Origin of the sequence: Streptomyces desertarenae (genome assembly GCF_042681365.1) — a bacterium.
Taxonomy (GTDB): domain Bacteria; phylum Actinomycetota; class Actinomycetes; order Streptomycetales; family Streptomycetaceae; genus Streptomyces; species Streptomyces desertarenae.
Window position 1 is genome coordinate 53,681 of the sequence record NZ_JBHUFU010000006.1, and the last position, 16,935, is coordinate 70,615.

Annotated in this window: 17 protein-coding genes; 13 read left to right on the forward strand and 4 right to left on the reverse strand. The window is 75.8% G+C overall.

Going from position 1 to position 16,935, the window contains the following annotated elements; genetic code table 11:
* Positions 1-170: 170 nt before the first annotated feature.
* A complete protein-coding gene (locus tag ACFSJS_RS11820; RefSeq protein ID WP_380899309.1) occupies positions 171-1,028 on the reverse strand; it encodes a hypothetical protein in 858 nt (285 codons plus the stop codon).
* A gap of 52 nt (positions 1,029-1,080) precedes the next feature.
* On the opposite strand from ACFSJS_RS11820, the gene ACFSJS_RS11825 reads away from it, so the two are divergent.
* The 4 genes from ACFSJS_RS11825 (at position 1,081) to glmM (ending at position 5,575) form a co-directional block, all read left to right on the forward strand.
* Entirely contained in the window at positions 1,081-2,700 is a 1,620-nt protein-coding gene (locus tag ACFSJS_RS11825; protein ID WP_380899310.1) for an ABC-F family ATP-binding cassette domain-containing protein, read from the forward strand.
* Between the two features lie 253 nt (positions 2,701-2,953).
* Entirely contained in the window at positions 2,954-3,397 is a 444-nt protein-coding gene (rplM, locus tag ACFSJS_RS11830; RefSeq protein WP_162466266.1) for a 50S ribosomal protein L13, read from the forward strand.
* A 39-nt stretch (positions 3,398-3,436) separates the two neighbouring features.
* The gene (gene rpsI / locus ACFSJS_RS11835; protein ID WP_380899311.1) at positions 3,437-3,940 is read left to right on the forward strand and encodes a 30S ribosomal protein S9; all 504 of its coding nucleotides are present in this window, start codon (positions 3,437-3,439) and stop codon (positions 3,938-3,940) included.
* 276 nt (positions 3,941-4,216) lie between these two features.
* Positions 4,217-5,575, forward strand: coding sequence for a phosphoglucosamine mutase (gene glmM, locus ACFSJS_RS11840; RefSeq protein ID WP_380899312.1), 1,359 nt, complete (start codon positions 4,217-4,219; stop codon positions 5,573-5,575).
* A gap of 232 nt (positions 5,576-5,807) precedes the next feature.
* Here the strand turns inward: glmM and coaA are convergent, their stop codons facing one another.
* Entirely contained in the window at positions 5,808-6,872 is a 1,065-nt protein-coding gene (coaA, locus tag ACFSJS_RS11845; RefSeq protein WP_380899313.1) for a type I pantothenate kinase, read from the reverse strand.
* Between the two features lie 231 nt (positions 6,873-7,103).
* Here coaA and ACFSJS_RS11850 point away from each other — a divergent pair, with 231 nt between their 5' ends.
* The 8 genes from ACFSJS_RS11850 (at position 7,104) to ACFSJS_RS11885 (ending at position 14,685) form a co-directional block, all read left to right on the forward strand.
* The gene (locus tag ACFSJS_RS11850) at positions 7,104-7,385 is read left to right on the forward strand and encodes a hypothetical protein (protein ID WP_380899314.1); all 282 of its coding nucleotides are present in this window, start codon (positions 7,104-7,106) and stop codon (positions 7,383-7,385) included.
* Positions 7,386-7,420: 35 nt separating this feature from the next.
* On the forward strand, positions 7,421-9,268 hold the full coding sequence (gene glmS, locus ACFSJS_RS11855; protein WP_380899315.1) for a glutamine--fructose-6-phosphate transaminase (isomerizing): 1,848 nt from the start codon (positions 7,421-7,423) through the stop codon (positions 9,266-9,268).
* A gap of 40 nt (positions 9,269-9,308) precedes the next feature.
* Complete coding sequence (locus tag ACFSJS_RS11860; RefSeq protein WP_380899316.1) at positions 9,309-9,677, forward strand: holo-ACP synthase; 369 nt, start codon at positions 9,309-9,311, stop codon at positions 9,675-9,677.
* 29 nt (positions 9,678-9,706) lie between these two features.
* Positions 9,707-11,191 (forward strand): NAD(P)H-hydrate dehydratase, encoded by a 1,485-nt coding sequence (locus ACFSJS_RS11865; protein ID WP_380899317.1) that lies wholly within the window; start codon positions 9,707-9,709, stop codon positions 11,189-11,191.
* A gap of 194 nt (positions 11,192-11,385) precedes the next feature.
* Positions 11,386-12,495 carry an alanine racemase gene (gene alr, locus ACFSJS_RS11870; protein ID WP_380899667.1) on the forward strand — a complete coding sequence of 370 codons (1,110 nt, stop codon included), beginning with the start codon at positions 11,386-11,388 and terminating at the stop codon, positions 12,493-12,495.
* Positions 12,496-12,502: 7 nt separating this feature from the next.
* Positions 12,503-13,660, forward strand: a complete 1,158-nt coding sequence (locus ACFSJS_RS11875) for an alpha/beta fold hydrolase (RefSeq protein WP_380899318.1) — start codon at positions 12,503-12,505, stop codon at positions 13,658-13,660.
* A complete protein-coding gene (gene tsaE, locus ACFSJS_RS11880; RefSeq protein ID WP_380899319.1) occupies positions 13,617-14,210 on the forward strand; it encodes a tRNA (adenosine(37)-N6)-threonylcarbamoyltransferase complex ATPase subunit type 1 TsaE in 594 nt (197 codons plus the stop codon). Before ACFSJS_RS11875 ends, tsaE begins: the two co-directional genes overlap by 44 nt.
* A gap of 247 nt (positions 14,211-14,457) precedes the next feature.
* Positions 14,458-14,685 (forward strand): hypothetical protein, encoded by a 228-nt coding sequence (locus ACFSJS_RS11885; protein WP_380899320.1) that lies wholly within the window; start codon positions 14,458-14,460, stop codon positions 14,683-14,685.
* Between the two features lie 13 nt (positions 14,686-14,698).
* Here the strand turns inward: ACFSJS_RS11885 and ACFSJS_RS11890 are convergent, their stop codons facing one another.
* Complete coding sequence (locus ACFSJS_RS11890; protein WP_380899321.1) at positions 14,699-15,292, reverse strand: DUF6328 family protein; 594 nt, start codon at positions 15,290-15,292, stop codon at positions 14,699-14,701.
* A 168-nt stretch (positions 15,293-15,460) separates the two neighbouring features.
* Positions 15,461-16,033: a hypothetical protein gene (locus tag ACFSJS_RS11895; RefSeq protein ID WP_380899322.1), complete on the reverse strand. Its 573-nt coding sequence runs from the start codon at positions 16,031-16,033 to the stop codon at positions 15,461-15,463.
* A 200-nt stretch (positions 16,034-16,233) separates the two neighbouring features.
* Here ACFSJS_RS11895 and tsaB point away from each other — a divergent pair, with 200 nt between their 5' ends.
* Positions 16,234-16,920 carry a tRNA (adenosine(37)-N6)-threonylcarbamoyltransferase complex dimerization subunit type 1 TsaB gene (gene tsaB, locus ACFSJS_RS11900; RefSeq protein WP_380899323.1) on the forward strand — a complete coding sequence of 229 codons (687 nt, stop codon included), beginning with the start codon at positions 16,234-16,236 and terminating at the stop codon, positions 16,918-16,920.
* The last annotated feature ends 15 nt before the right edge of the window (positions 16,921-16,935 follow it).

Here is a 16,935-nt window from a genome sequence, read left to right on the forward strand (position 1 = left end):
GTGTTTCCGGCCACTTCCCGACAGGTCCCCGGCCGGCGGAGGAGCGGACGGGAGGACCCGCCGGGGCACCGTGGCCGGGGCGGGGGCCGACCCGCGCGCGAGGGCCCGGGACGGGCGCAGGCGACCCTCTCGGGCCGTCCCGGCGGGTGCGCGCCCCGCGCCCGGGGCCCTCAGCCGCCCGCCACCGAGGCCGCGGCCTGGTCCCGGCCGCGCTGGAGGATGCGGGTGAAGGCGTGGGCCGCGGCGTCGCGGCCGGCCTGGCGGGCGGCGGTGTCGGAGGCGGTGACGTCCTTGCCGCTGGTGTAGCCGGAGATCGTGAAGTAGGCGTAGCGGCCCAGGGCGTTGGCCGAGGTGTGGCAGGTCACGCCGCCGCGGCAGAAGACGGGGACGCCCGCGCCGGGCAGCGAGGCGACGTTGGGCCCGGCCTGCTCCTTGGCCCTCCGCGCGGCCTCGTCGCTGCCGAAGACCGCGATGCCCACGGTGGCCGCGACGCCGTCGCGCCGGTAGGTCACCCGGATCAGCTCGCGGCAGCCGTTGTCCGCCAGGACGGCGCCGAGGGCGCCCTGGGTGCCGGCGGCGCAGTTCCTCGTGGACGCGGCGGCGCCCTTGGCGTACGTGCGGCCCTCGACCGCCATCGACGCGCCGGGGAAGAGGGTGCCGGCACCGAGGGGGGCCGTGTCCCGCGCGGGGTCGGAGAGGATCTCGCGCGGGTCCGGGGGCGGGGGAGGCGGCGGCTCGGAGGAGAAGGCCGGCTCCGGCTGCTCGGGGTCGGGCGGCAGGGTCCCGGCGGAGGGCAGCGCCCGGGACGGCCGGTCGGAGGGCCCGGAGCCGTCCTGGCTGACGACGGCCGTGGCGACGATCGCGGCGACGGCGCCGGCGGCGAGCACGCCGCCCCCGGCCAGCAGCCAGAGCCGGCGCCGGGCGCGCCGGCGTTCGCTCCGCTCGGCGAGCGCGGCCCAGTCCGGCGTGGACGGCGGCCCGCCCGGTCCCCCCGGGCCCCAGCCCGGTCCCCCCTGCCCAAAGCTCATGGGCGCATCATATTCGCTTGCCCCGGCGGCCCGGCCCGGTCACAGTCGGGGCATGGGACACGTGGAGGCGGCGCACCTGGAGTACTACCTGCCCGACGGGAGGGTGCTCCTGAACGACGTCTCGTTCCGGGTCGGCGAGGGCGCCTCGGTGGCGCTGGTGGGGGCCAACGGCGCCGGGAAGACGACGCTGCTGCGGCTGGTCGCGGGGGAGCTGGAGCCGCACGGCGGCACGGTGGCGGTCGGCGGCGGACTCGGGGTGATGCCGCAGTTCGTGGGGTCGGTGCGGGACGAGCGGACGGTGCGCGACCTGCTGGTGTCGGTGGCCCGGCCCCGCGTCGCGGAGGCGGCGCGGGCGGTGGACGCCGCCGAGCTGAGGATCATGGAGGTCGACGACGAGGCCGCGCAGATGCAGTACGCGCAGGCCCTCGCCGACTGGGCCGAGGCCGGGGGCTACGAGGCCGAGACCGCCTGGGACGTGTGCACCACGGCCGCGCTCGGGGTGCCGTACGAGAAGGCGCAGTGGCGGAAGGTGCGCACCCTGTCGGGCGGCGAGCAGAAGCGGCTGGTCCTGGAGGCGCTGCTGCGCGGCCCGGACGAGGTGCTGCTGCTGGACGAGCCGGACAACTACCTCGACGTCCCCGGCAAGCGCTGGCTGGAGGAGCAGCTGAACGAGACCCGCAAGACGGTCCTGTTCGTCTCCCACGACCGGGAGCTGCTGGCGCGGGCGGCGCAGAAGATCGTCAGTGTGGAGCCGGGCCCCTCGGGATCGGACGTGTGGGTGCACGGCGGCGGCTTCGCCACGTACCACCAGGCGCGCAAGGAGCGCTTCGCGCGCTTCGAGGAGCTGCGGCGGCGCTGGGACGAGCAGCACGCCCAGCTCAAGAAGCTGGTGAACACCCTCAAGCAGAAGGCCGCCTACAACGACGGCCTGTCCTCCCGGCTCCAGGCCGCCCGCACCCGGCTGCGGAAGTTCGAGGAGGCGGGGCCGCCGCAGGAGCCGCCGCGCGAGCAGGACATCCGGATGCGGCTGCGCGGCGGGCGGACCGGGGTGCGGGCGGTCACCTGCGCCGGGCTGGAGCTGACCGGCCTGATGAACCCCTTCGACCTGGAGGTCTTCTACGGGGAGCGGGTCGCGGTGCTCGGCTCCAACGGCTCGGGCAAGTCCCACTTCCTGCGGCTGCTGGCGGGCGGTGACGTGGCGCACACGGGGACGTGGAAGCTGGGCGCGCGGGTGGTGCCCGGCCACTTCGCGCAGACGCACGCGCACCCCGAGCTGGAGGGCCGCACCCTGCTGGACGTCCTGTGGACCGAGCACGCGAGGGACCGGGGCGCGGCGATGTCCGCGCTGCGCCGCTACGAGCTGGACCGCCAGGCCGAGCAGCCCTTCGGGAAGCTTTCGGGGGGCCAGCAGGCCCGCTTCCAGATCCTGCTGCTGGAGCTGGCCGGCTCCACGGCCCTGCTGCTGGACGAGCCCACCGACAACCTGGACCTGGAGAGCGCCGAGGCCCTCCAGCAGGGCCTGGAGGGGTACGAGGGGACGGTGCTGGCGGTGACGCACGACCGCTGGTTCGCCCGCTCCTTCGACCGCTTCCTGGTCTTCGGCGCGGACGGCCGGGTCCGGGAGGTGCCCGAGCCGGTCTGGGACGAGGGGCGGGTGGCGCGGGCGCGCTGAGGGGGGTGTCCGCGCCGCCGGGCCGACCGGGGCGCGGGGGGCGTTTTTGACCCGTACGGAGGGTGGCCGGTATCCTGCTGGTTCGTTGTGCGTATTGGCTTGCTCGTTCTCACGTGAGAGGCCGTTACGCCTGGTCCACCTGGACGATGACCAGCGACCCGCACCGGCTTGCGTCACCGGCGCGCGTCAAGGCTGTCGTGATCTCCGGTGACCTTGTCAGGAAACACTCACTGAAGAAGCGAAGGCTACGACCGTGCGTACGTACAGCCCCAAGCCCGGCGACGTCCAGCGTCAGTGGCACGTCATCGACGCCACCGACGTCGTCCTGGGCCGTCTGGCCTCCCAGGCCGCCACCCTTCTGAGGGGCAAGCACAAGCCGGTGTACGCGCCGCACGTTGACGCTGGTGACTTCGTCATCATCATCAACGCCGACAAGGTGCACCTCTCCGGCAACAAGCGGACCCAGAAGCTGGCCTACCGCCACTCCGGCTACCCGGGCGGTCTGCGGTCCGTCCGCTACGACGACCTGCTCCGCAACAACCCGGAGAAGGCCGTGGAGAAGGCCGTCAAGGGCATGCTCCCGAAGAACTCCCTGGGCCGTCAGATGCTCTCGAAGCTGAAGGTCTACGCGGGCGAGAACCACCCGCACGCTGCCCAGCAGCCGGTCCCGTTCGAGATCACCCAGGTCGCGCAGTAGTCCGGCCACCACCAAGACTGAAGAGAGCTGAGGAGAACCGTGGCCGAGACCACCGCCGAGACCCCGATCGAAGAGGTCGAGCAGTACACCACCGAGACGCCCGAGGGTGTCGAGGAGTACTCCACCGAGTCCCTCGCGTCCCGTTTCGGTGAGCCCCAGCCGGGTGCCGGCACCGGGCGCCGCAAGAATGCCATCGCCCGCGTGCGCATCGTGCCGGGCTCCGGACAGTGGAAGATCAACGGCCGCACCCTTGAGGCCTACTTCCCGAACAAGGTCCACCAGCAGGAAGTCAACGAGCCGTTCAAGGTTCTGGAGCTGGACAACCGCTACGACGTCATCGCCCGCATCAGCGGCGGCGGCGTCTCGGGCCAGGCCGGCGCGCTGCGCCTGGGTGTGGCCCGCGCGCTGAACGAGGCGGACGTGGACAACAACCGCGGCCCGCTGAAGAAGGCCGGCTTCCTGACCCGCGACGCCCGCGCGGTCGAGCGGAAGAAGGCCGGTCTGAAGAAGGCCCGCAAGGGCACGCAGTACAGCAAGCGTTGATCGACGCAACGCCTGTACGCGTTCGCCGAGACCGCTGATGAGCGCCCCGACGGCACCCTCCCGGTGCGTCGGGGCGCTCGTCTTGCGGCCACGCGGCGCCACCGCCCGGACGCGGTCCGTCCGGGCCACTGCCCGGCCCCCGCTGGGGGGTACGGCGGCACGTCGGGTGCGCGGCCGCGCCACTGCCGCGGCCAGGGGGCGTATATCTGGGCGTACATCTGGATGAGCCGGGCCGCGGCGCGCCCGGCCCTCAGCTCGGAACTCGGAGGAACCACGGTGGGACGACTCTTCGGTACGGACGGTGTGCGCGGGGTCGCCAACGCCGACCTGACCGCCGAAATGGCGCTCGGTCTGTCGGTCGCGGCGGCGCACGTGCTCGCCGAGGCGGGCACGTTCAGGGGCCACCGCCCGGTGGCGGTGGTCGGACGTGATCCGCGCGCGTCCGGGGAGTTCCTGGAGGCCGCCGTGGTGGCCGGGCTGGCCAGCGCGGGCGTGGACGTGCTGCGGGTGGGCGTGCTGCCGACCCCGGCCGTGGCGTACCTGACCGGCGCGCTCGGCGCCGACCTGGGCGTGATGCTCTCGGCCAGCCACAACCCCATGCCCGACAACGGCATCAAGTTCTTCGCCCGCGGCGGCCACAAGCTCGCCGACGAGCTGGAGGACCGCATCGAGCAGGTCTACCGCGAACACGCCTCCGGTGAGCCGTGGGACCGGCCCACGGGCGCCGGCGTGGGCCGGGTGAAGGAGTACGACGAGGGCTTCGACAAGTACGTCGCCCACCTCGTCGGGGTGCTGCCCAACCGGCTCGACGGGCTCAAGGTCGTCATCGACGGCGCGCACGGCGCGGCGGCCCGGGTCTCCCCGGAGGCGTTCGCGCGGGCGGGGGCCGAGGTGGTCACCATCGCCACCGAGCCCGACGGCCTCAACATCAACGACGGCTGCGGCTCCACCCACCTGGACGGCCTGCGCGCGGCCGTCGTCGAGCACGGCGCCGACCTGGGCGTGGCGCACGACGGCGACGCCGACCGCTGCCTGGCCGTGGACGCCGGCGGCCGGGAGGTGGACGGCGACCAGATCCTCAGCGTGCTGGCGCTGGGCATGAAGGAGGCCGGGACGCTGCGGAGGAACACCGTGGTGGCCACGGTGATGTCCAACCTGGGCTTCAAGCTCGCCATGGAGCGCGAGGGCGTCGAACTGCTCCAGACGGCGGTCGGCGACCGCTACGTGCTGGAGGAGATGAAGAAGGGCGGCTACTCGCTGGGCGGCGAGCAGTCCGGGCACGTCATCGTCCTGGACCACGCCACCACCGGCGACGGCACCCTCACCGGCCTGATGCTGGCCGCGCGGGTGGCCGCCACCGGCCGCCCCCTGGCAGAGCTGGCGGGCGTCATGGAGCGGCTGCCGCAGGTGCTGATCAACGTGCGCGACGTGGACAAGAGCCGGGTGGGCTCCTCCGCCCGCCTGGCCGCGGCCGTGGGCGAGGCCGAGCGGGAGCTGGGTGCGACCGGCCGGGTGCTGCTGCGCTCCTCCGGTACCGAGCCGCTGGTGCGGGTGATGGTCGAGGCCGCGGACCTGGAGCAGGCCCGCGCGGTGGCCGGGCGGCTGGCCGACGAGGTCAAGTCCGCGCTGGGCTGAGCACCCCCGTGCCCGCCCCGGCGCCCCGGGCGCCGGAGGCGGGCGCGTACGCCGTTCGGCCGTGGTGGACACCGGAGCGGCTCCGGGCCGGCCACGCGCCCGCGCTGCGGGTCTTCGAGCGGGAGGGCCGGGAGTGGTTCGCGCAGTCCGCGTCCCTGCCTCCGCCACCGGCCGCGGGCGGGCGCCGTCCGCTGACCGCCCGTCCGCCGACCGCCCCCGCCGCCGGCCCCGCTCAGAGCTTGCGCAGCGACAGCCGCTGGACCTTGTGGTCCGGGCCCTTGCGCAGGATCAGGCCGGCCCGGCCCCGGGTGGGGGCGATGTTCTCCTCCAGGTTCGGCCGGTTGATCGTCCGCCAGATGCCGCGCGCGTACTCCAGCGCCTCCTCCTCCGAGACCTGCGTGTACCGGCGGAAGTAGGAGGACGGGTCCTGGAAGGCCGTCTCGCGCAGCTTGCGGAAGCGGCCCAGGTACCACCGCTCGATGTCCTCGGTGCGCGCGTCCACGTAGACGGAGAAGTCGAAGTAGTCGGCGACCGCGAGCCGGGTGCGCCCGTCCTTGCCGGGCAGCGCGGGCTGGAGGACGTTCAGGCCCTCGACGATGAGGATGTCGGGGCGGCGCACCGTCAGCACCTCGCCGGGGACGATGTCGTAGATCAGGTGCGAGTAGACGGGGGCGGTGACCTCCTCCCGGCCCGCCTTGACGTCCGCGACGAACCGGGTGAGCGCCCGGCGGTCGTAGGACTCGGGGAAGCCCTTGCGCGCCATCAGCCCGCGCCGGTGCAGCTCCGCGTTGGGCAGCAGGAAGCCGTCGGTGGTGACCAGCTCCACCGAGGGGTGCTCGGGCCAGCGGGCCAGCAGCGCCCGCAGCAGCCGCGCCACCGTGGACTTGCCCACCGCCACGCTGCCCGCCACCCCGATGACGAACGGGGTACCGCGCTGGGCGCCGTGCCCGCCGCCCGCGTCGCCGAGGAAGGTGTTGAGCGCCCCGCGCAGCCCGTGGGTGGCGCCGACATACAGGTTGAGCAGGCGCGACAGCGGCAGGTAGACGTCGCGGACCTCGTCGAGGTCGATGACGTCGCCCAGCCCGCGCAGCTCCTCGACCTCGTCGGCGGTCAGCGGCAGCGGCGTCTTGTCGCGCAGCGCGCTCCACTCGGCGCGGGAGAGGTCGACGAAGGGGCTGGTGTCGGACGGCCGGCCCCGGCGCTGCTGGTGCGGCCCCGGGGCGGAGGCGGCGGGCGCGGCGGCGGGCGCCGTACCGGACGCGGCGGGGGAGGCGGGGGAGGCGACGGGGGTGGACACGCGCCCATTGTCGGTGCGCGCACGGCCGGGCTCACGCCCGATTCCGTGTGATCAGCAGCACAGCGCCGGGGCGGGGGCGGGGGTGTACGCGGCGGGGAAGACGCCGGTACGTTGCCCGTGTTCGCACGTTTGTCCCCCTCGGTTCCCGCCCGGTGCGGGACCGCTCCCGCCCGGCGGCACCGGCTCCCGTCCCCGCTCCGGTTCCGCGGGCCCAGGCCCGCAGGAGGCCCCATGCCGTCGCCGTTCCGGACCCTCCGCGCGGCCGCCGCCCGCCTGGCCCGCCGCGGGCCCCGGCCCGCCGGACGCCGCCCGGACGGGGAGCGGGCCCGGGCCGAGGCGCGCGCGGCCCGGGTGTGGGAGGAGCTCCTGGAGGAGCTGCCCGACGAGGACCTGGGCGAGCACCCGCGCGACGTGCTGGAGACGCACCGCGCGGGCGGCAGGCCGGACCGCGAGGAGGCGGAGTACCTGGAGATCCTCCGGGACGCCGTCGACCGGATGACGGGAGGGCGCTGACCGCGATCCCGTCCTGCGCCCCGTAGGCTGCGCACATGTGCGGAATCGTTGGTTATGTGGGAGGGCAGTCCGCCCTCGACGTCGTCATCGCGGGGCTGAAGCGGTTGGAGTACCGCGGTTATGACTCGGCGGGCGTGGCCGTCCTCGCCGACGGCGGCCTGGCCGCCGCCAAGAAGGCCGGGAAGCTGGCCAACCTCGGCAAGCTGCTGGACGAGCGTCCCCTGCCCAGTGGCTCCACCGGCATCGGCCACACCCGGTGGGCCACCCACGGCGGGCCGACCGACGCCAACGCGCATCCGCACCTGGACAACTCCGGGCGGGTCGCGGTCGTCCACAACGGCATCATCGAGAACTTCGCCGCGCTCCGCGCCGAGCTGGCCGAGCGCGGCCACGAGCTGGTCTCCGAGACCGACACCGAGGTCGTCGCCCACCTGCTGGCCGAGAACTTCTCCTCCTGCGGCGACCTGGCCGAGTCGATGCGGCAGGTGTGCCGCCGCCTGGAGGGCGCCTTCACCCTCGTCGCGGTGCACGCGGACGAGCCGGACACCGTCGTCGGCGCCCGCCGGAACTCCCCGCTGGTGGTGGGCGTCGGCGAGGGCGAGAACTTCCTCGCCTCCGACGTCGCCGCGTTCATCGAGCACACCCGCCAGGCCATCGAGCTGGGCCAGGACCAGGTGGTGGAGCTGAAGCGGGACCAGGTGACGGTCACCGACTTCGACGGCGCCCCCGCCGACGTGCGCTCCTACCACGTCGACTGGGACGCCTCGGCCGCCGAGAAGGGCGGCTACGACTACTTCATGCTCAAGGAGATCGCCGAGCAGCCCAAGGCGGTCGCCGACACCCTGCTGGGCCGCATCGACGAGTCCGGCCGGCTCGCCCTGGACGAGGTCCACATCCCCGACCACGTGCTGCGCGAGGTCAACAAGGTCGTCATCGTGGCCTGCGGCACCGCCTACCACGCCGGGATGATCGCCAAGTACGCCATCGAGCACTGGACGCGCATCCCCTGCGAGACCGAGCTGGCCAGCGAGTTCCGCTACCGGGACCCGATCCTGGACCAGCGCACCCTGGTCGTCGCCATCAGCCAGTCCGGCGAGACCATGGACACCCTGATGGCGCTGCGCCACGCCCGCGAGCAGGGCGCCAAGGTGCTGGCCATCTGCAACACCAACGGCTCGACGATCCCGCGCGAGTCCGACGCGGTGCTCTACACCCACGCCGGGCCCGAGGTCGCGGTCGCCTCCACCAAGGCGTTCCTGACCCAGCTGGTGGCCTGCTACCTCGTCGCCCTCTACCTGGGCCAGGTACGCGGCACCAAGTGGGGCGACGAGATCCACTCGGTGATCCGCGAGCTGTCCCAGATCTCCACGGAGGTCGAGAAGGTCCTGGCCACCATGGAGCCGGTGCGGGAGCTGGCCCGCTCCCTGGCGGAGAAGAACACCGTGCTCTTCCTCGGCCGCCACGTGGGCTTCCCCGTCGCCCTGGAGGGCGCGCTCAAGCTCAAGGAACTGGCCTACATGCACGCCGAGGGCTTCGCCGCCGGCGAGCTCAAGCACGGCCCGATCGCCCTGATCGAGGACGACCTGCCGGTCGTGGTGGTCGTGCCGTCGCCGCGCGGCCGCTCCGTGCTGCACGACAAGATCGTCTCCAACATCCAGGAGATCCGGGCCCGGGGCGCGCGGACCATCGTCATCGCCGAGGAGGGCGACGAGGCGGTCGTCCCCTACGCCGACCACCTGGTGCGCATCCCCGCCACGCCCACCCTGCTCCAGCCGCTGGTGGCCACCGTGCCGCTCCAGGTCTTCGCCTGCGAGCTGGCCACGGCCCGCGGCAACGAGGTGGACCAGCCGCGCAACCTGGCGAAGTCGGTGACGGTGGAGTGAGCCCGGACCCCGGGCCCCCGCGGGGGACGGAGGGCCGCGCGTGATCGTCGGAGTCGGGACCGACGTCACCTCGATCGACCGGTTCGCCGGCGCGCTGGCCCGCACCCCCCGGCTCGCCGAGCGGTTGTTCACCGCCGGGGAGCGGGTGCTGCCCGACGGGGAGCGGCGCGGGGTGGCCTCCCTGGCGGCGCGGTTCGCCGCCAAGGAGGCCCTGGCCAAGGCGCTGGGGGCGCCCGCCGGGCTCCACTGGACGGACGCGGAGGTGGTGGCCGACGCCTCCGGGCGCCCCTCGCTGCGGGTGACCGGGACGGTCGCCGCCCGCGCCGCCGAGCTGGGCGTGCGGCACTGGCACGTCTCGCTCAGCCACGACGCGGGGGTGGCGACCGCCGTGGTGATCGCCGAGGGGTGACCGGGTCCCCGGGCGGTCAGACTGAGGGCATGAGGGATGCCTACAGCGTGGAGACCGTACGGGCGGCCGAGCGCGCGCTGATGGCGCGGCTGCCGGCCGGTGCGCTGATGAAGCGCGCCGCCGCCGGGCTGGCCGCCGCCTGCGCCGGAATGCTGGGACGCACCTACGGCAGCAGGGTCGTCCTGCTGGTCGGCAGCGGTGACAACGGCGGGGACGCCCTGTTCGCCGGCGCGTACCTGGCCCGGCGCGGCGCCGGGGTGACGGCGGTGCTGCTCAGCCCCGAGCGGGCCCACGAGGCCGGGCTGGCCGCGCTGCGGTCGGCCGGGGGCCGGGCCGTGGCGGCGCCCTCCGCCGCGGTGGAGGGCGCCCCCGCCGACCTGCCCGGCCTCGTGGCGCGGGCCGACCTGGTGGTGGACGGCGTCGTCGGCATCGGCGGGCGCGGGGGCCTGCGGCCGGACGCGGTGGAGGTGTGGGAGGCCGTCCGGGCGGCCGGGGTGCCGGTCGTCGCCGTGGACCTGCCCAGCGGCGTGGACGCCGACACCGGCGAGGTGCACGGCGTGGCGGTGCGGGCGGCGGCGACGGTGACCTTCGGCGCCTACAAGCCGGGGCTGCTGGTGGATCCGGCGCGCGGGTACGCCGGGGCCGTGCACCTGGTGGACATCGGCCTGGGCCCGTACCTGGAGGGCGGGACCCCGGTGGCCCGCGCCCTCCAGCACCGGGACGTGGCCGCGCTGCTGCCGCGGCCGTCCGCCGAGAGCGACAAGTACCGGCGCGGCGTCACCGGCGTCGCGGCGGGCTCGGACCGCTACCCGGGCGCGGCCGTGCTCGCCGTGGCGGGTGCGCTGCGCGGCGGCGCGGGCGCCGTGCGCTACGCCGGGCCCGCCGCCGGCGCGGTGACCGCCCGCTTCCCCGAGTCCCTGGTCTCCGCCGGGCCGCCCTCGGCGGCGGGCCGGGTCCAGGCGTGGGTCGTCGGCCCCGGCCTCGGAGACGGGGCGGAGGCCGTACAGGCCGTGCGCGACGTCCTGGCCTCGGACGTGCCGGTGCTGGTGGACGCCGACGGGCTGCGCCTGATGGACGCCGGGCAGGTCCGCTCCCGCACCGCCCCCACCCTGCTCACCCCGCACGCCGGGGAGGCGGCGGCGCTGCTGGGCGGCGTGCCGCGCGAGGAGGTCGAGTCGGCGCGGTTGGCCTCGGCCCGGGAGCTGGCCCGGCGGTACCGGGCGACGGTGCTGCTCAAGGGCTCGACCACGGTGGTCGCCGGACCGCAGGAGGGGGAGCCGGTCCTGGTCAACCCGACCGGCACCGGCCGGCTGGCCACGGCCGGCAGCGGCGACGTCCTGTCCGGGCTGGCCGGCTCGCTGCTCGCCGCCGGGCTGCCGGCCCGGGACGCGGCGTCCGTCGGGGCGTACCTCCACGGCCTGGCCGGGCGCCGGGCGGCGCCGCCGGTCACCGCGTCGGACGTGGCGGAGGAGCTGCGCCGCGTCTGGCAGGACGTCGCCGACGGGCCGCGCTGATCCGCGCCGGGGCGACCGGGCCGCGGGGCGCGCGCCCGGACCCGGTGCGGGGAGGTGGCCGGGGGGCGGCACCTGAGACACTGGTGGGCGTGGACGTCGCACACGAACCCTCCGCCTTCCCCGCGGCCCCCGCCGGCCCGGAGAGCCCGGACGGCGGGCACCGGACCGGCCGGAGCCACCGGGTCTGCGCCGAGATCGACCTGGAGGCGCTGCGCGGCAACGTGCGCGCGCTGCGCGCGCGGGCGGCCGGGGCCGAGCTGATGGCCGTGGTCAAGGCCGACGCCTACGGCCACGGCCTGCTCCCCTGCGCCCGCGCCGCGCGCCGGGCCGGGGCGGCGTGGCTGGGCACGGCCACCCCCGAGGAGGCGCTGGCGCTGCGCGCCGCCGGGGACCGGGGCCGGCTGCTGTGCTGGGTGTGGACGCCCGGCGGGCCCTGGCGCGAGGCGATCGAGGCGGACGTCGACGTGTCGGCGAGCGCCCCCTGGGCGCTGGCGGAGATCACGGCGGCCGCCCGCGCCTGCGGCCGCACCGCGCGGGTCCACCTGAAGGTCGACACCGGGCTGGGCCGCAACGGCTGCCAGCCCGCCGACTGGGCCGGCCTGGTCGCCGCCGCGCGGGCCGCCGAGGCGGAGGGCACCGTGCGGGTGACGGGCCTGTGGTCGCACTTCGCCTGCGCCGACGAGCCCGGCCACCCGTCGATCGCCGCGCAGTTGGAGGTCTTCCGCGAGGCGCTGGCCGTCGCCGAACGTGCCGGGCTGGCACCGGAGGTGCGGCACATGGCCAACTCGCCCGCCACGCTCACGCTCCCCGAGGCGCACTTCGACCTGGTGCGCACCGGGGTGTCGCTCTACGGGCTCTCGCCCTCGCCCGAGGTCGGCGTGCCCGCGGACTTCGGACTGCGGCCGGTGATGACGCTGCGGGCCCGGCTGGCCATCGTCAAGCGCGTCCCGGCCGGGCACGGGGTGAGCTACGGCCACCACTACACCACCCCCGGCGAGACCACCCTGGCCCTCGTTCCGGCCGGCTACGCCGACGGCATCCCCCGGCACGCCTCGGGCACCGGCCCGGTGCTGGTGGCCGGGAAGTGGCGGACGGTCGCGGGACGGGTGGCCATGGACCAGTTCGTGGTGGACCTCGGCGGCGACACCGCCGAGGCCGGCGACGAGGCGGTGCTGTTCGGGCCCGGTGACGCGGGTGAGCCGACGGCCGAGGACTGGGCGCGCGCGGCGGGGACCATCGGGTACGAGATCGTGACGCGGATCGGCGCCCGGGTGCCGCGCGTCCACCTCAACGGGGACGTGTGACCCGGCCATGGCGCAGACGGGCGGGGGATGGGCGCGCCGCGCGGGACTGGCCGGCGCGGTGCTGGGCGTGGCCGCGGCGGGAGCCGCCGCCGGGATGGCCGTCGAACGGCTCACCGTCCACCGCGCCGTGCGCCGCCGGGCGTGGCTGGCCCTGGACGTCGCGGCGCCCTACGGCTCGCTGCGCGGCACCCCGGGGCGGACGGCGGCCGACGACGGCACCGAGCTGTACTACGAGGTCGACGAGCCCGGCGAGGGGGTGCCCGAGGGGGCGCCCACCGTCGTCTTCAGCCACGGCTACTGCCTGACCCAGGACGTCTGGCACTTCCAGCGCGCCGCCCTGCGCGGCACCGCGCACACCGCGCCCCCCATGCCCGCCCTGCGCGCCGTCTACTGGGACCAGCGCGGCCACGGGCGCTCCGGACGCGGCCCCGTCGGGGAGCCGGTGAGCATAGACCGGCTCGGACGCGATCTGAAGGCGGTCCTGGACGCCGCCGTCCCCGAGGGCCCCGTCGTCCTCGTCGGGCACTCCATGGGCGGGATGACGGTGATGGCGCTCGCCCACCACCACCCCGGGTACGTCGCGGAGCGCGTCGCCGCCGTGGCCCTGCTGGGCACCTCGGCGGGCGGCCTGGCGGAGGCCACCTACGGCCTGCCCGCCGCCGGGGCGCGCGCCCTGCGGCGGATGGCGCCGGGCGTGCTGAGGACCCTCGCGGCGCGGGCCGAGCTGGTCGAGCGGGGCCGGCGGGTCACCGCCGACCTCTTCGCGGGCCTGATCAGGCGGTACTCGTTCGGCAGCCGCGACGTCGATCCCGGGGTGGCGCGCTTCGCGGAGCGGCTGATCGAGTCGGTCCCGGTCGACGTGGTCGCGGACTTCTACCCGGCCTTCGCCGAGCACGAGAAGACCGCCGCGCTGGCCGCCTTCGGCGCCGACCGGCCCGCCCTGATCCTCACCGGCGACCGGGACCTGCTCACCCCGCGCGAGCACAGCGAGGTGATGTCCGAGGCGCTGCCCCACGCCGACCTGGTGGTCGCGGAGGGCGCCGGGCACCTGGTGATGCTGGAGCAGCCCGGCCTGGTCGGCGACCGGCTGGCCGGGCTGCTGGCGCGTACCATCCGGAACCATGGAGACACCGCACCACCCCACCGCGGGGGCGACGGCCCCTGAGGCCCGCCCCGAGAGCACGGTACGGATCACCGTCGACACCCCCGACCGCATGCGGGAGCTGGGCCGCCGGCTGGCCGGGCTGCTGCGCCCGGGCGACCTGGTGCTGCTCACCGGGGAGCTGGGCGCGGGCAAGACCACCCTGACGCGCGGGCTTGGCGAGGGGCTGGGCGTGCGCGGCGCGGTCACCTCGCCGACCTTCGTCATCGCCCGGGTGCACCCCCCGCTCGGTGACGGGCCCGCGCTGGTCCACGTGGACGCCTACCGGCTCGGCGGCGGCCTGGAGGAGATGGAGGACCTCGACCTGGACGTGTCGCTGCCGGAGTCGGTGGTGGCCGTGGAGTGGGGCGAGGGCAGGGTCGAGGAGCTGTCGGAGGACCGGCTGCACGTGGTCATCGAACGCGCCGTGGGGGGAGCGGGCGATGCGGCGGGCGCCCCCGCCGACCACGACGTGCGGACGGTCACGGTGACGGGCATCGGCGTCCGCTGGGCGGGGGAGGAGCTGGGCGTGCTCGGGGAGCCCTCCGGGGCGCCGCGGCCGCCGGCCGGGTAGGGCAGGGGGCGGGGCCCGGCGCTCCCGGCGCCCGCGCGTCCCCGCTCCCCCCGCCTCCGGGCCCCGCGCTCCTGCGTCCCGCCCGCTCCGCGGGCACCGTCGGCCGACGGGCCGACGGTGCCCGCCGCGTTCCGACACGGTGTCGGCAAAATGTTGCGTGCGGTGCCTCCGGCGTGTTCACATGGAGACCGACACGGGCGGTTAGGTCTGCCTCACCACTCCCTCCCCAGAAGCCACAGGAGGAGCCATGGAGGCCCACGAGCGGCAGCCCGGCGACGGCACGGGGGCCGGGTCCGAACAGCAGCCCCCGAAGGCGCCGGACGCGGCCCGCGGCGCGGTGCCGATGCGGGATCTGCTCGCCTCCTGCGCGGCGGCCGACGCGGTCTCCACACCGCCCGCCTCCGCCTCCCCCTCCGACACCGCGGGACGCGCCGGGAGCGACGAGGGCCCGGACGCGGGGGCCGAGGCCGCCTGACGCCCCGGCGGACTCACCGTCCGCCGCCGGCCGTCCCGTTGCGGCCCGGGCCCACGTGGCGGGCCCAGGCCGGCAGCAGGAACCAGCAGGCCACGAACCACAGGAACAGCCCGCCGACGAGCCACCAGGCCATGCCGTTGTGCAGCACCACGCGCAGGATCAGCAGCAGCGCGCAGGTGACCGTGCACAGCAGCAGCACCAGCCCGGCGATGGTCAGCCGCGAGGCCCACTCCACCGTCTGCGGCTTCATGCGGTGCCCGGTGACGAAGCGGTGCAGGGCGACGGGGGCGATCAGCGTCCCGGTCGCCGCCGATCCCAGCATGACGGTGACCACGTAGATGGTGCGGTCGGTCGCGCCGATGTCCTCGAAGCGCTCGGTGAAGGCGACGCTCAGCAGGAAGCCCAGGAGGATCTGGATGCCCATCTGGGCCACCCGGACCTCCTGGAGGAGCTCCGTCCACCGCCGGTCCGCGCGCTCCTTCTCCGTCTCGTGCCGCTCCTCGTACCGGACGTGCGAGGCCGGAGGGTCCTCCTGGACCGTCCGGCCTGCGGAACTCCGTCCGCCCCCCTGCTCGCCCACGGAGGTTCTGTTCGCTCCGAACGCCATGTCGTCCCCTTGTCAGCCGCTTGGTCGCCTGTTCACCGTCTGTTCGAACGACCCTGCGGGCAAACGTGACCGCCCGTTCCCGGGGGCGGTGGGGGGGAAGGCGCCGGGGAGGGGGCCGGGGGAGGGGGGCCGGCGGGCCGGTGCGGTGGACGGCTCCCGGCCGGCGGGTCAGGGGACGACGACGACCTTCGTGCCGGCCGTCGCGAACCGCCACATCGCCTCGCCGTCCGCGGAACCGGAACGGATTCCTCCGGTGCCCTTCTTCGGGGGGCCCTCGGGCAGCGATCCGTCCACGGCCGCGCTGAAGCCCACCACGACCCCGTCCACCTGCGTGAACAGCACCACGTGGGCCACCGGGACACCGTCGGACCCGGTGACGCGCTCGGTGCGGGAGGTCACGGTGTACTCGCCCGGCTGCGGATCCACCGCACCGGGGACGACCTCGTAGGTGCGCGTGACCGCCTCGTTCGCCCCGACCAGCCAGACCCGGTCCGAGCCCACGGAGTAGACGACCCGCTCACCGGTGCCCGAGCCGGGCGGCAGCGCCGTCCGCGCGCGCTCCTCGCGCTCCTTCGCCTCCGCCGCGCCGGGGGAGGGGGAGGACGACGCGGCGGGCTTGCGGTCCGGCCCGCCGGAGCGCCGCTCCTGGGCGGCGTCCGCCTGGTAGGCCAGGAAGCCGACGGCGGCGAGTGCTGCCGCGGTCAGTCCGGCCACGACCGTCCCCGCGCTGCTCGGTGCCACCGTCTCGTCCGCCTCCGGTACTCGCGTCCGACCGCCCGCCGGACCACCCGAACCACCGGGCCGCCGCGGGACGCGGCGACCCCCGGCCGGTCCACCCGGCCGGTCAGATCGTAAGCCCGACGGTAGCAGTCCGTAGCGGAGGCCGTGCGGCCGACGGCCTCCGGCGACAGGCGGTTCCCGGAGAGCCGTAGGCTGAAAGCGTGCTCCTGCTCGCTCTGGATACCGCAACCCCTGCCGTGACCGTCGCCCTCCACGACGGCGGACGCGTCCTCGCCTCCTCCGACGAGGTGGACGCACGCCGCCACGGCGAACTGCTGCTGCCGGCCGTCGACCGCGTCCTGACCGGGGCGGGCGCCGCGCTCGGGGACGTCACCGGCATCGTCGTCGGCGTCGGCCCCGGCCCGTACACCGGGCTGCGGGTCGGCCTGATGACGGCGACGACCCTCGCCGCGGCCCGCGGCATCCCCGTCCACGGCCTGTGCACCCTGGACGGCATCGCGTACGCCGCCGGGACGGCCGGCCTGGAGGGCCCCTTCACCGTCGCCACCGACGCCCGCCGCAAGGAGGTGTACTGGGCGCGCTACGCCGACGCCCGCACCCGCCTGGGCGAACCGTCCGTGGACCGCCCCGCCGACATCGCCGGGACGGTCGCCGGGGCGCCCGCGGTGGGCCTGGGCGCGCGGATGTACGCCGAGACCTTCACCGGGGTGCGCGAGGACCTGCCCGAACACGCCTCCGCCGCCGCGCTGGCGGCGCTGGCCGCCGAGCGGCTCGCGGCGGGCGCCGGGCAGGGGGAGGAGCGGGGGTTCCTGCCCCCGCTGCCGCTGTACCTGAGGCGGCCGGACGCCAAGGTGCCCGCGAACTACAAGGTGGTCACGCCCCGGTGACCGGCCCCGCGACCC